6 protein-coding genes are annotated in these 14,545 nt (G+C 58.3%); all 6 read right to left on the bottom strand.

Annotated elements, in window-relative coordinates; all coding sequences use genetic code 11:
* Nucleotides 1-67: 67 nt before the first annotated feature.
* Nucleotides 68-1,135, bottom strand: coding sequence for a thermonuclease family protein (locus tag KJS47_RS24095; RefSeq protein WP_249716358.1), 1,068 nt, complete (start codon nucleotides 1,133-1,135; stop codon nucleotides 68-70).
* A gap of 182 nt (nucleotides 1,136-1,317) precedes the next feature.
* Nucleotides 1,318-3,522: a family 78 glycoside hydrolase catalytic domain gene (locus tag KJS47_RS13365; protein ID WP_213525535.1), complete on the bottom strand. Its 2,205-nt coding sequence runs from the start codon at nucleotides 3,520-3,522 to the stop codon at nucleotides 1,318-1,320.
* Between the two features lie 147 nt (nucleotides 3,523-3,669).
* Nucleotides 3,670-7,713: a COG1361 family protein gene (locus KJS47_RS13360; protein ID WP_213525534.1), complete on the bottom strand. Its 4,044-nt coding sequence runs from the start codon at nucleotides 7,711-7,713 to the stop codon at nucleotides 3,670-3,672.
* A gap of 76 nt (nucleotides 7,714-7,789) precedes the next feature.
* Complete coding sequence (locus tag KJS47_RS13355) at nucleotides 7,790-10,099, bottom strand: alpha-L-rhamnosidase (RefSeq protein WP_213525533.1); 2,310 nt, start codon at nucleotides 10,097-10,099, stop codon at nucleotides 7,790-7,792.
* Nucleotides 10,092-12,404 (bottom strand): alpha-L-rhamnosidase-related protein, encoded by a 2,313-nt coding sequence (locus KJS47_RS13350; protein ID WP_213525532.1) that lies wholly within the window; start codon nucleotides 12,402-12,404, stop codon nucleotides 10,092-10,094. The genes KJS47_RS13355 and KJS47_RS13350 overlap by 8 nt, the downstream gene beginning before the upstream one ends.
* On the bottom strand, nucleotides 12,401-14,527 hold the full coding sequence (locus tag KJS47_RS13345; protein WP_213525531.1) for an alpha-L-rhamnosidase C-terminal domain-containing protein: 2,127 nt from the start codon (nucleotides 14,525-14,527) through the stop codon (nucleotides 12,401-12,403). Before KJS47_RS13345 ends, KJS47_RS13350 begins: the two co-directional genes overlap by 4 nt.
* Between the last annotated feature and the right edge of the window lie 18 nt (nucleotides 14,528-14,545).

The raw sequence follows: 14,545 nt of genomic DNA, 5'->3' as shown, positions 1-14,545 counted from the left end.
GTTCGGCCGGGTTGCTGCCCGGTACGGCTCGCCGCGGCGAGCGCTTAGCGCAGCTTACGCTCCACTATTACTCACAGGCGATGCCATCCTTATCGCGGTCGAGATGCGTGCCGTAGCCCGGCTCTCCCCGGCGGATCGGCGCGGCTCCCGCCGCCTTGGCTTCCGTGCAATTCTTATAATAGACATTGCTCTGCTTGGGGGCCGCAGATTCCTTCGGTGCCGCCGGCTTGGGGGTGGCGGACGGCTTGGGAGCCGCCGTCTCTTTGGGGGCCGCCGTCTCCTTAGGCGCCGCCGTTCCTTTTGGCGCCGCTGTCTGGGCCGGCGGGGCAGAAGGCGAGGCCGACGGGGCGGCTGTTTTGGCCGGGGCGGTGGACGCCGCGGACGCGGATGGCTGCGGAGTCGCCTCGGGCTTGGCAGACGGGGCGTTTGCCGACGGAGCGGCCTCGACATGATAGCCGTCCTCGCGCGCGTAGTTCTCTATACTCCAAATGCCGGCGCCTGCGCTCTGCGCTTTCTTCTGGATCTCCCGGAACCGGTCGACGTATTTGACATCCGGCGGATAAACGGCGACCCGAGCGAGCCCCTGCTCGAGCAGCGCCTCATTGACCATCCGATCGCCTACATAGACGTAGTAGAGCCGTCTTCCGTATTTGTCCTGCTCGGAGACGTCCTTCTCCAGCGTCACGTCCTTACCATTCAGCAGCTGCTTGGTGAACGCGGACGCTTCCGGCCCGAACGGCTGCACGGGACGGTTCGGGTCGACCGTCTCCGGCGTGTCGATCAGCAGGAGGCGCACCCGCTCCGTCTTGCCGGCGATCGCGACGTCAATCGTATCGCCGTCCACAACTTTAACGACCTTGCCGGCGAGCCGGCCTTCCGCAGCGGGCAGTCCGCTTAGCGCCTGATCACCGCCTCCCGGCACGACCGCAAACCAGACGATGGTGAGCAGGGCGCCGGCCGCCGTCACGATGGCCGGCTTCTTGACCGACACTTGCCGTTTGCGATTGGCAAGCATCCTCCGCCCTCCCCAAACGGCCAGAAGAAGACCGGCAATTCCGATCAAATGCTTCATCAGAAGCAAAACGACAGCGAGTCCAAACAAACCGGCGATGATGTAACTCATGATGCGTAGCAAGCAATGGCACTCCTTTGAGGATATAAAATTGGACAAACAGGATGCTGGTGATAGAAATCTTCCACCCAAACATTCCCTTTCAAATCCGAAAGCTATTATATACCATACTGTGCCCGTTGCGTAACAATTTTTTGATAATTTTGTTATTTTTACGAAATCGCCTACGTACTCCTGACTGGCGTTTAGGTTATGAGCGGCTGTTTCCTGATACGCGCTGTCTCTCCCTGGACCCTTGCATGGACGATACCCGAAACCGTAGGGAAGCGAATGTCGATGTCCGGCAGGTGAGCGGGAACCGGCTCGCATTCGATTGTTGTCCAACCCGGCTCCGCCGGCTTCAAGCCAAGAATGTCCTCGATCAGGATCGGAATCGGGGAGCTTGCCCATGGGTGGCATAGACTGGTGTTCCACTTCAGTTCCTTGGACCAGCTTTCGAAGCAAGCGCTCGCTCCTTCCCGGAGCATCTGGTTCCAGTAGCCGTGAATCGTGACAGGTCCGTTAGGACCCGGAAGTTCATGGGGCTCATCCGTAACCAGGAGCGAATAGACAAACTCCCGCTCCCCCGCCTGTGCCAGCGCCTTCAAGTAAAAGTACGAAAAATAGACGCCGCAGGAAAGTTTCTTGGCTTTCAAGAAGGAAACGACTGAGCGCTTGCCCGATTCCGGCACCAAACCGAATAGCAGCGCTAATGCATTTCCATGGAGGGAGCTGTGAGAGGAACGTTCGGCATCCTGGAACAATCCCGTCTCCTTGCACCAGAAGGTATGGCGGAAAGCTTCTGCGAACCTCTCCTTTTTTCCAATGGGGGGATGCCCCAGCACGCTGCGGATCTCTTCTACCGCGCATAGTGCCCCGAAATAAAAGGCATTGATGACATTGTGGCAGCCGTCCGAAACGGGAATGCCCAGGTCAAAGTCATAGCCGTCCCTTTGATTGGGCGGCCAATCGACGAGGTTCCATTTGTCCTTGACGTTTTCCAGCAGCCCGTCGGATCTCTCGTATCGTTCAAAATAGTCGATAATTTGTTCAGCCACAGGCGCCATCTGTTGAAGATAAGTACGGTCCCCGCTGTGTTTGTAATAATCGAACAGCTGCCTCGGCCACTGCAGGGAGTAGTCGGCGATTTCCTGCATGTGGTGCCCCGGAGCAACAGCCATGAGGCCCGGACATACGGCTCCGGAGGCGGCGAAATCCTCGAGTGCCTTCCGGTATATCCTAAGGTCGCCCGTCAAATACAGATGCGATAGCGCCGTTATGGTGTTGTCTCCCAAATATTGACCTTTCTCGCGGGTAGGACAATCGGTAAAATGCTCCTGGGTCGCCATCCGAACCGCATGGCGGCATATGTCCCACACCCGGTTCAACGTCTCATCCGCCGATGTGAAGGCGGACGATTGCTGCGGGAAGGGGTAGTGCCGAACTCGCGCGGCAAAGCTGTCCGACAGGATGGCCTCCTGCGGACCGACAACCTCCACATAACGGAAGCCTTTGTAATCGTAAGGCTCGAAGACATCTTCCTCGCCGGATAGCGTCCATGTCTCCCGATAGGTACAGCCGCATCGAAGCTCCCACCGTACAGATCCGTTTGCTTCCAATTCCTCTCCGCATCGGATCTCTATGCGGTCCCCTCTTTGCCCTTTGGCCCGCATCGTAAAGCATCCGGTTAGTTCTTTTCCGAAATCGATCACGAAGGATCCCGGTGACTGGTTCCGCAACGTAGACGGGGCGACGGCATACACATCCACGACAGGCGTCGGCTGCAGAACGAGAAGGTGGTCATCATCCGGACGTTCTGCGGCATTCTCCCATTCGGAATCGTCGTAATCGACTTCCCGCCAGCCGCGGATAGCGAGGCGAGAATCGATAGACTCGGCAAACTGCGTATTGTAGGCTATGATGTCGGCAAACGGGCCGCCAAATTCCTCTGCCTCCCTAATCTTCCAGGCAGAGTCCGTGAACGCCAGCAAAGTGCCGTCTACGGCGCGAAGTTCAGCCGCCAGCCCTTGTCGGTAATCTCCGCTGTTGAACGCGCGATTGACTAACCCTTGATAATAAACATGGACCGCGATGACGTTCGCACCGGGCCTTACCCACTCTGTCAGATCATAGCGGTTGAAGAAGTACCGGTCAGGATACCCTTGCGCCGGTCCCTGCCCGATAAAACGGCCGTTCACATACAGCTTGTAATAATCGTCGGCGGTAATATCCAGTACTGCGCCGTTCCCGATTTCCGGCAGCTGCACGACTTTCCGGTACAGCGTATGGACATTTCGCAGCTCCGGATCGTGCTCCGGCGCGGTCGGCCCCGCCAGTTCCTTACGCAGCAGGGAAAGAGGGGGACGTCCTGCAAACCGCGGATCCGAAATCCATCGTCCTGAACCCAGCATCGAGCCAATCCTCCTTTCAGAGAAATGTAATTTTGTCCGGAATGCGCATGGCTTTCCCTGCGCAGGGAAAAGCGGAAAACGGTCCTCTCGGTTCCAGACGGCTTACCCACCTTGTTCCCGAGAACGGCCGATTTCCGCCCTGTTAGATTAATAGTGAATCTTGACTTGATCCTGTCCGGTATGCCGGATTTTCAGGAGCAAATACCGGCTATCCTCCATGTAGCTCCATCCTTCCGCAGCCGCGTTCAAGTCGCCGGCAACGCTAAGCTCGACGTCGTTGATCGTGATTTTGCGCGGGTTTTCTCTCTTCGCGACGAGAACGTAGCTCGTTTCACCAGCCGGATACTTCAGTTCGAAAGAGACCAGATGCTTCGTGTCGGCTGGAGATTGATCGTTGATCGCTGCCAGTGAAGTCACTCGTGTTTCGGAGCACTGCTTTTTGCCCGCAACCGGCTCCGGACAGCCGGGGATGGTAACCGAGTGAACGTCCGGATTCGGCCCTTTGTTTTCAACGAACCGCTTCATGAATACGGTTTTGACAATTTCCTCCGGATTCAGCATGACGGTGTCCGAACGGCTGTTGGAGATGAGCCTCCAGTTGTCCGGGTAGCCGCCTCTCCAGGTTTCATTCTCACCCGATGCCTGCTGCTTCTCTGCGCTTGCCAATATGCCGTCGGCCACTTGCTTCCATGGCCCCGAGGTGTCATAGAGAGACAGATCCATCAATTCGTAGGCGTATACAAGTCCGTTCCATTGGACCGGAGAAGCCAGCCAGGAGTTAATGTAAGCGGAAGCGCCAAAGATCGGTATCGTTCCATATTCCATCATCGGCCGTTCCTGTACTCCCCAAGTGTAGACAAAGGGCAGGCCGGCTTGCGCCCATTCGGCGGATTTTTGCAAATACCCATTATCCCCGGTCATCTTGTAGGCCTGCAGATAAGCGCCAGCAGCATGCCCGGCGGCGAGGATATCGGGTGCATGCAGAGGGACTTCCCACGGCTGTCCGGCACGCGGTACCTTGCCCATGGCATCCAATGCAGCGAGTCCTTTGTAGCCCGCCTCTTCCGCCTTCGTATCGCCCGTCATCGCCGCATATTTCAACAAGAGCTTGGCGTTCTGGGCCGTCTGTCCGAGAAGCGGTGTGCCATTGCTGCCGAGTGGAGGGTTATAGGCATTCTCTCTGTCATAGACCCACGCGCCCGATGCGATTTGCGTGTCCATGAGCGCCTGCATCTCGGCTTTCAACCCCGCCAGCATCTCCTCCATGTAGCCGACATGGAACGCTGCCTGGAATTGAGGGATATGGTAATCCGGATCCCCCAATTTCTTTTTGTCCGCCATGGCGCCCAGCGCCTTCGAGATGACCTTCTCTACCTCCGGCTTGCGGTCCGGCTGGGACATGCCCAGCAGCTTAAGGCTAACCATGTCGGCAGGATACTGGTTCGTTCCCCAGGACGGAATGTTGACATGGCGCCAACCGCTGGTTGCCGGATCCCAATAGGTTCGCAGATAGGCGTCGAGCCCAAGGTCTACTTGTTTCTGGAAATCATAAACCTGCGGCACGGCAGGAAGAGCGCCTTCCTGCTTCATATACAGATCGACCGCTTCAGCAACCGAGTCCGCCTTGGACACCGTGATGCCCGACTTCAGCTCGATCGGCCGTCCCGCCTTCAGAGGATATGCCGTATGAGCCAGCTCCTGGTTCTCCTTCACCCAGGTCGGCACGCTGAGCGCGGACAGCCCCAGCACGTGGTTGCTTTGATTCTCTACCCAGTTAGGCGAAGCGAATTTAGCTGCCGGAAGCTCGTTCACTCCATCCCACTTCTGATGGGGGTCCCAGCTGAGGCTGACGAGCAGGCCTCCCTCGCGTACAGCCATCAAAGGAACCGTAATCTTGTACGGATGGGGAACAAGACGTAAGTAGTCCGGCGTGTGAATATCAAGCTTGCTGGAGGACGTTTCCTCCCCGACAAGCCATTCAAGCCCCGGGAACAGCGCTTCCTCTTTCCAGCTGCCGAAGCTGCCTTCGCCAACCGTGAGAACCGGACCCGTCATATTCAAGAGCTCGGCGTCTCTGTCCGACTGAATGCGCTGCTGGGACCGGATTTGCAAGTCGCCGTCCTTCAAAGCAAATTCAAATTGGTAACTCCACCGTCTTCCGGCTGTATCAGACGTCTCTCCCTGGAACGTCAGCCGCTGCTCGCTTGCCGTCCCGGCGGCCGCTGCACGGGTTGGGTGGAACGCGACGGTCTCCGCGCTGTTCTCGTCCTGACGGACCACTGCCCCGGCAAACGGCTGCGAGCTCGCCATTTGCTTCCAGCCTTGTGCGTCATCCCATCCGAAGACCTGATATTGCCCATAGCCGAAGCCCGATTTGGGAGCTACGAACCGGACGTTCGGATTCTCCAGGACAGCATCCCCGGTCTGCGGATCTACGTATGCCCGCGTACTTTCGGGCCTCCCGCCCGGCACAGCCGCGTGAGCCTTGACGATAGGCAATGCGACGGAATATCCTTGCTCGTATCCTGCGGCTTGGAGTCGGACACCGACATTCGCAGCACTTTCGGAGACTGCTTTTACTTTCCACGTGACGGTTTTGGTTTCGCCGGGACGCAGGTCCGGCAGACGCTGCACGCCATTCCCGCCGTTCAAGCTAAGCCCCTCGGAGAGGATAAGCTCCGCCTGCGGGCTGAAGAAGGCTTTTCCCCCGGTATTTGAGAGATCAACGGTGATTTCCGCATCTTCCCCTGCATGTAAAGCCGGCTTGGAACGCTTTACATTCATGGTTGCGCCGGCGGGACTCGATTGGAGGCGTACTTCGTCAAACGTCAGAACGGCGTTCGTCCGTTCCCCGCCCTCGAGGTCGAATCGCAGCTTGGTGATTTTTCCTTTCCACATCGGGTGGTCGCCTACGGGTATGACATAGTCTCTCATCGTGCCGTCAGCCGTAATGGTAAAATCGAACCGGCGCGTTTCCGCATAGGCCGGCGCCGTATCCGTCGCGAAGAAAATCGATACGAAATTCCCTGCCGTGGCTGCCATCCGGATCTTGAGGCTTTTATCCCTCTCGCCAATGACGCCTACCAGGTTATCGATCCCCAAATGAGGGTCCGAGCCGGTTACCGTGGTTTGCAGCAATCCGTCCGCGATGCGGAAGGGAGTGAGATGATGAATCGGGATCCAGCCTTGGGCATCCCCGTCCCGATTCCAGTCGAAGACCGGCAGAGTAACGCTTTGGAACCGAACATAGTCGGTTTCCCACACGGCCCCTTGCTGAGGGCCCGTATAATCCAGACTGATGCGAACGCTCCGGATCGTGCCCTTCCAGGACGGATGCTCCCACATTTTGACGAGGTATTCCTGGTAGTCCCCTCCGGCGATAATCGGAATGCGAATCTCATTGGCATCCGTATAGTCAGGGGAATCCTCCGTGGTGAACGAAATCCGCATGGCATCGGCCGAGCCGCCGGTTAACCGGGTTCTGATTTTGATTTCGCCCAGTTTGTCGGCCGGCTCCCCTATGAAGCCCGATTCCATGGAAGGACGGGAGCCGTATACATAGGCGGTGACACTGCCGGACTGCGCTTGCAGGTCACTCAAATCTTGGACGGAGCGCCAGCCGTCCGTTCCGCTGAATTCAAATCCGAAGTCGGAATGGTCGGCGATCCGGATGTAATCGACGGATACCTCGGAAGGCACGCTTGCCGCCGGCTCCAGGTCCATCCTCAGCTTTTGCACGACTCCTTTCCAGTTCGGGTGAACGCCCGCGTTCACGGTATACTCGTTAAATTCTCCGTCCGCTTTTATCGGAATCAGGATTCTTTTACTTTGGGACAGCCCCGGGTAAAGAGTTGTATCGAAATAGAAAGCGACGGAGTCTCCCTTAGTCGCACGCATGCGCACGGTAATCGTTTGGTCGGCGGAAGCAGTGAGCCCGACCGGCTCGGGACCGTACCAAAAAGGGTCCGTCCCGTTTAACTTAAGATGCAGACTTCCTTCCTGCACCCGGTAACTCTCCACACCGTTGCGGAACTGCATCCAGCCTTCGGCATTGCCGTCTTCATTAAACTCGTAAGCGACCGATGTCGTAGTCCCGGCCGCACCGGCACCGGGCGAAAAAGGAAATCCTGTAAAGAGCAGGATAAGAATAAGGACGGATACGAACATGCGGCAATCTCGGTTTCTTTTCATGGCGATCCACCTCCTCAAATGGTTGCAAGGATGCCGATTCTTGGTAGAGTTGCATGATCGAACGAACACGTCTCGCTCAGTCGTTAGATGCCTCGGACTGGGAAGGAATCGGCGCCGGCTGCCCGTCTCGGATGGCGAACAGATGGCTGCCTTCTCCGAGGAGCACGGAGGACGGGTGTGAGGATGCAACGCTTAGCTCCGCCTTCATCCCCTTCGGCACCTCGGCGTACAGCAAGATGCCGCTGTCCTGCCGCTCCCATCGCACGCGGACATCGCCCAGCACCGTCACGATCTTCCCTTTCGCATAGGTCAGCTTCGGCGCGAAATACGGGCGGATGCGAATCGTCCGGAATCCGGGTTCCAGCAGCCGGATCCCCAGCAGGTAATCCGTCATCAGCCGGGCGGGATATCCGTTCCAGGCATGGCTGTGGGATTCCTTATCCTCGAATCCCTCCCACATGGTCTTGGCTCCCTGCGCAATCATATAGCCCCAGCCGGGATAATCCGGGCGGCTCAGCCAGCGGAACGCCGTCTCCTCCTCGCCTTCTTCAAACAGCAGGCGGAACAAGTCCAGCGAGAGAACCGTGCGGCATTCCCAGTCCGCGGTCAATCCGGCTATCGCCTGCTGCCGGTCCTCATCGGGCGTAAGTCCAACGCGCAGCGCCAGTGCATTCGTCCCCTGGCTGCATGCGGCCGACCCGAAGCAGTCGCGCCACCGCTTGCCCGCAGGATCGTAGAGGTGCCGGAGCATCGACTCCTTGAGAGCTTCCGCGGCTTGCAGGAACCGGACCCCTTCCTCCCTGCGGCCGGCAAGAGGAGCCAGCAGGCTCATCGTAACGAGCGCGGAAAAGCATTTGGCATTCTGAACCGTCAGATAAGGGCCGTCTTGATCGATGCGCGGATACGGCCAGTCGCTGATATGCCAGCGATCGCTCTTGCGGATGAGGCCGGTGTCCGGGCAGCGCAGATCGAGATAGCCGTCCATCAAGCAGACCGCCGGCGGATAGAATTCGGCGACGACTCCCGGATCTCCGTACGCATAATAGATCTTCCAAAGCAGGCTCACAAAGTGGAGATCCCATTCGGGAATCTGGATCCGGAACTCCTCGCGGTGAGCGTTTCCCGGTGATACGAAGGGAAAGGAACCGTCGGGCTGCATCGCATCCGTGAAGTCCCGCAGCACCTTGCGGAGAACATGCCCGGCTTCGAACAGACCGGTCAACGCTTCCGCCTGCAGATCGGAATCCGCCAGATATTGCGCTTGCTCGCGGTGCGGGCAGTCCACCACCTGGCCCAGCACATTGTTCTTCTGCGTGAGCAGACAGGCGCGGAACATCGCATTGAGCAGAGGGTCGGAGCATTCGAACTCTCCTTCCCGGCCAAGCGGGGTATGGGCGAACACGACGTCCAGCACTTCTGGACGGATCCGCTCCGGGTACCCCGTAATTTCGAAATACCGAAACGCCTTATAGGCGAAATCAGGCTGCCATGTCTCCCGTTCATTCCCAGCCATCCGGTATTCGTCATAATACGTTTCGCTTGGTTCGTTGCAGACGAATCGCGCTGCCCGTCCTTCTCCGTTCAGCTGCTCCGCATACCGGATCCTCACGGTTGCGTCGGCCGCTCCTTTTAGGCGCAGCCGGACCCATCCGCTGACGATACGTCCGGCATCGAAAACTTGACAGCCGGCCTGCTGCATGCCGCACGGTTCGGGGCGAATCGCTTCCTCTTCGCTGCCTTCTGGAATATCCTGCGGCCGCAGCCTCCAAGCCGGATTCGCCGTTTCGATCGGCGAAGGGACGGCGTAAAGGACAGGATGATCGGCTTCCTCACCCTGTATCCACGATAGGGTGTACCGTGCGGCTTCCGCGTCGAACCGTTCGACCACGGACAGCCGGCGGCTCTGCTGGAATGGGGTTCCCGGCATATACGGAATGCGTCTGCACACTTCCCAACTGTCGTCCGTACCGAGTCCGAAGCGGTTACCCTCCCCGTCCACTCCCTCCAGCCGGCAGATCAAGCCCGGAGCGCCATCCGCCTGGTTTTGCCCTCCGCCGCCCAAATAATGAACGGTTGCCGCCAACGTTTGACTACCTGCTCCGAGACAGGAGGTCACGTCGTAGGCGAGATAGAGCTTGGTGAAGGGCGGATTGGAGGGAGCCGGCGACCCGTACCCGCTGATCCGGCGACCGTTTATGTACACGTGCATCACATGATGGGCCGAGATATACAGAACGACGGAGCGGGGAGCCGCTTGGAACTGGAGTTTTTTTCGGAACACGGCATAATCCCCGGCCGCTTGTTCTCCCGGCTTCCAGATCCATATGGCGTCCTTCCAATCGGGGGCTGGGCCCGAACCTGGATCCAGCCTTCTAGCGTTATTCACTTGCTGTCACCCCTCCTCTTCGGACGGCGACGCGATGTCTGCCGCTCAGGACCACTTTCATGCTAGCAGGAACGGTCAACTCGCAGTCCAGGACGCCATCCTCCGCCTTTTTCCACGCCGCGTGGATGGGCCCGTATCGAGTGGGCACGGACCCTTCCGCCCATTCCAGATTACCGGGATGGGGGTCGAATCGAATCTCCCCGTTGCCCGATCGGGACACATCGATCCCCAGCACCGACTGCGTAAGCACATACGTGGGGGAAGCCCCCCAGCCGTGGCAATGGCTCACCGGAATATGATCCATCAAATAGGTCGGCGTGTTTCCTTGGTACGGGCTTGGCACCGTACAAGCAGGCGTGGACGGATCGAATGTTTCCCACCAGGTGGTGGCTCCTCTCTCGATCATGCCGCCCCAATAGGAACGCATCAGGCCGAGCGCATCCGCCGCCCGGTTTAGCCGAATCAGACATTCCAGAACAATATGATAGAAGAATGCTCCCTTCAATGCTGGGGTCTTCCCTGCAAAGAACCATTCCTCCAGGAAGCGGGCCGCTTCCTCCTCCTCCATCACCCCGCACCAGATGGCGGCAAAATTGGTTTGGGCCGTAATGGTCGATGACAATCCGTCGGGCCCGATGCAATCCGCGAACACGGGGAAGCCCGGAACGCGCATCGTTTCCCGTATCGTTTGCCGGAGGCGTTCCGACCGCTGCAGCCACTCTGCTGCACGGCTTGGTTTGCCGGCCGCTCCCGCCAGCTCGGACGCAGTCCGGAGCGCTTTGTAGTAAAAGCAGGACATGGCAGTGACGCGGTCCCTGCGGTCGATATACTCCGCCCAATCGATAAAGCACCACCAGCCCGGTCTGTCGGCACGTGCAAAAAGGCCCTCTTCGTCCTCTTGCCTATGAAACCAGTCCATCAGTTTGTCGACAGCAGGCCAAACTTCGGAAACGAAAGACCCGTCGCGCGTAAAAAGCCAGTGCTGGTAGACGCCGAACAGCCAATGGGCGTTGAAGTCCGGGAGCAGAAATGCATTTCGTTCGGGACCCGTGCCGGGGATCGATCCGTCGACGTTCTGGATCCGGGCTCCCTGCAAGAGGCACTTCCGCAGCAGGCGCTCCTCTCCAAAAACATGGTAGATCACCTTGCCCATCACTACGGCGTCCGCTACCCACAGCGCCTTCTCGCGGAGCGGACAGTCCTCCAAGTGCTCTTGGCTGTTCACCATTGTCGTATACGTGCCGATCTCCCATATCCGGTTCAGCAGAGGATCACTGCATCGAAACGTGCCGGCCGGATCAAAATCATAGTGCACGGACTCGGTCTCGAGCCGAGAGATCGTGACCGGGGAAGCCGCCGCTTGAACGGTGACATACAGAAATCGGAACGCCCTTCGGCCGAACGGCTTCAGCTGATTTTGTCCGCCTTTCAACAAAAACGTATCGTAGAGCTCAAGGTCTAACGACTCGCCATACCAAAGCTGGACGATCCCTCCTTGAGAAGCCTCCACATCCAGCTCGGGATACCCTACCACCTCCTTGCCGTAATCAAACAATGCGCCTGGCAGCGAGCCGGGCTTGCTAGCATCCAGCTTCATGCCGCTTCCCGGCTCCGAAGATGCCAGAAGATTCTCCTCTCCCTCTATGCCGCCGAAGTTGGCATCCGTTCGGACGACGGCCTGCGGTTTAAGAAGCTCGCGATGAAGCGGAGGAATTTCCCTGGGCAGAAGTCTCGGCCAGCGGGCATCCGCTGCGCCGGGCCGCTCCACAACGACCGCATGTTCCCAGCTGGTGTCGTCATAGTCCACTTGCTGCCAGCCGTCTTCCCGGTCCACCCGGTAGATCTCCCGAAACCCACCCCATTGATGCTGCCGCGAAACCTGCTCGACCCAACGGGGAGACCGGCGGACCTTCCAGGCGGAATCCGTCGCAATCGTAAGGACCGACGCCGCGGACTCGATGGCAAGCTCCGCAAGGACTCCACCCGGACCCTGCATCTGCCCGGTGACGATATCCTTCGTGCCGAAGTTGTACGTAACCACCGCCAGAACATTTTCCCCCTTGTGCAAATACTCGCCAACTTCATATTCGTCGTAATACTTCCACTGCTGGTCGGATGGAGACGGTCCCCTGCCAATTTCATTACCGTTCAAGTAGACCAGGTATTCCTGGTTCGCGGACAGGAACAGGTTCGCACGGAGAGGTTCCGCGTCTAAGACGAAGCTTTTTCTCGCTTCCAGATAAACATTGGGGGTACCCTCCGGCAGCTTGTTCCAGATCCATTCCGCCTGCCACTCCATTTTCATGAGATCCCTCTCTTCCCGGGAAACCGGACGGATTTCTCCAATTCGCCGTCCTTCACCGTCCATTCCACATGAATCGGACCGGCTGGCGTGCTTACGCTCCCTTTGCACGACGTCAATCCCGGCAGCGCATTCGGTGCAAAGGCAAAGGTCCGATAGCCCGGTTCCAGCGGCCGTATCCCCAGGATGTAGCGGCTGATCCAAACAACGGGCGTGCTGGACCAGCTGTGGCAGAGACTCATCCGGTAAGAGTCATATGCCGTGTACGTCGTCTGGGCGGCATGGTAGTCTTCGCCCCGGTCCAGGACAATGCTCTCCCAAAATGTCGTTGCGCCGGTGCCCAGCATAGAGCCCCACACCAGTGCTACCGCTTCCCATGCCTTTTCGTGCAGACCGTGCCGGGAGCAGCACTCGGCGAACCAATAAGCGGAAAGCGGGGTTAACGGGTCTGTGAGGCTCTGATTTTGAAGAAACACGGCCGCCTTTTCCCGGCTGACGGCTCCGCACAGAATCCCGAGCAGGGGCGTCAGCAGTGCCTGTGGACTGTCCAGAAACACCTCCTCGGGGAGTACAGGTCCATCCATCACCTCGTCTATGCCCAATTCGGGTATGCAAGCCGCGAGCTGGCCGATTTGCTGTTTCATGAGTTTGTAGATCGCGTTCAGGCAGTACCAGGATTCCTCGCTGCCCATCGGCACCCACTCGATGAAGGAATTCTCATAGCGCGCCTGCGGCAAAAAGAAGCCGGTTTCCTTGTCGGTGTTTTCTTCCACCCACAAGAGGTGGCGGGATAGATCGTCTTTGAGCTCCAAAACGAAGCCAGTATCGCCTGTCTCCTGGAAGTAATCCCACACTCCGCAAAGCCACCATAACGTATACGACGGAATCGCATTCATCCAGTAGCCGTATGGGGTTTTGGCGAGTTCAAGAATGGAGCGGCGCAGAACGGCAAGATCGTCCCAGAGCACGTAATCGGTCTTGGCCGCCATGTAGATATCGTACGCCCAATTCAGGCGATCCCTCTTGATTCCGTCCCATAATCCCGTCTGATGGCAGACCGCACTTGTATGGACGGAAACGTCGTAGATTTTCTGCAGCAAGGGATGGTCGCACTCCAGTCCCCCCGCCTGCTTCATGGGGACACCGACGGATTCGAAGCGGATCTCCAGGCGGAAGCTTTCTCCCGCTGCGGCTCCTACGAAAAATTGGACGAGCTTCATGCCCTGGGGACGCGTCACATAACACGCCCCCGGCTCTACAACCGCGCATTCCGTTATGCAAGAGTCGTAGCCGAGCAGCTCGTGCAAGGATTCCGCTCCGTTCCACAAGACCTCCACCGGAGCCGTTCCCCGATTTTCGATTTGGAAGCGGACATTTGTTTCATGCGGGAACTCAATGAGCGTCTTTGGCTTGGCCCGCCAATCCTTCGCAGCCTGCTGGGCGCGGAGTTCTTTCCATTCGTTTTGCTTCAGCAGGTGATAAAAAATGTAGCGCTCGTTGCGTGCGTTTGTTTCTTCCAGCTGGAGTGGACCATCGCCGTTTCCGGTTACCAGCAGGCTGCTGCCCCGCAGCTCCGCCGCAAGCCCCCGACTGGAAACGCAGGTTAGTTTCTGCATCGGCACGGCGGTCATGTCGCCGTATCCGCCGGCCACAAACCAGTCCGGCATATGGTCCAATTCGCCGTACGGCTCCTCTCCCAGCCTGCATACCGCTGCCGCACGTCCGTTCTCCGTCTCCCAGGATTCATCGGTAGGAAGCCACAAGCCGTCCCCTTGGACAAACGCGATGCATCCGAGGGTACGATCCCGAAGGTGAATGTTAATCGGGAGAAGAGGCATGGGCTCCTGGCAACGGATCTTCAAAGTGAGGGTATGCGCGCCTGCTTCGAGAACGGACGGAAAGAAGTCAAGCTTCAGGAATGCGGTCACATGCTGAGGGTGCTCGCTGAAAGTCCCGAGCCGCTTTCCATCCAGCTCCACCTCCACCTCGCCCGTGCAGGCGATGCGGAACTCCACATCCGCCGTCTCACGCACAAGCGTAAACCGCTTCTTCAGCAGAATCGTCCGCTCGCGGTTTGGATGCCATATCCAACTGGGGATTTGCAGTGACTCGAGTGGTTTCGTCATGGTTTCTCTCCGTATCCG

The sequence above is a fragment of the Paenibacillus sp. J31TS4 genome (assembly GCF_018403265.1).
Classification (GTDB): Bacteria; Bacillota; Bacilli; order Paenibacillales; family NBRC-103111; genus J31TS4.
Note: the sequence above shows the minus strand (reverse complement) of the source record. Positions and strands in the feature narration are given on the sequence as shown.

What these genes read in the sequence shown, in the direction of transcription:
- KJS47_RS13365 (WP_213525535.1), bottom strand. Translation starts at nt 3,522, where the DNA reads ATGCTGGGTTCAGGACGATGGATTTCGGATCCGCGGTTTGCAGGACGT.
- KJS47_RS13360 (WP_213525534.1), bottom strand. Translation starts at nt 7,713, where the DNA reads ATGAAAAGAAACCGAGATTGCCGCATGTTCGTATCCGTCCTTATTCTT.
- KJS47_RS13350 (WP_213525532.1), bottom strand. Translation starts at nt 12,404, where the DNA reads ATGAAAATGGAGTGGCAGGCGGAATGGATCTGGAACAAGCTGCCGGAG.
- KJS47_RS13345 (WP_213525531.1), bottom strand. Translation starts at nt 14,527, where the DNA reads ATGACGAAACCACTCGAGTCACTGCAAATCCCCAGTTGGATATGGCAT.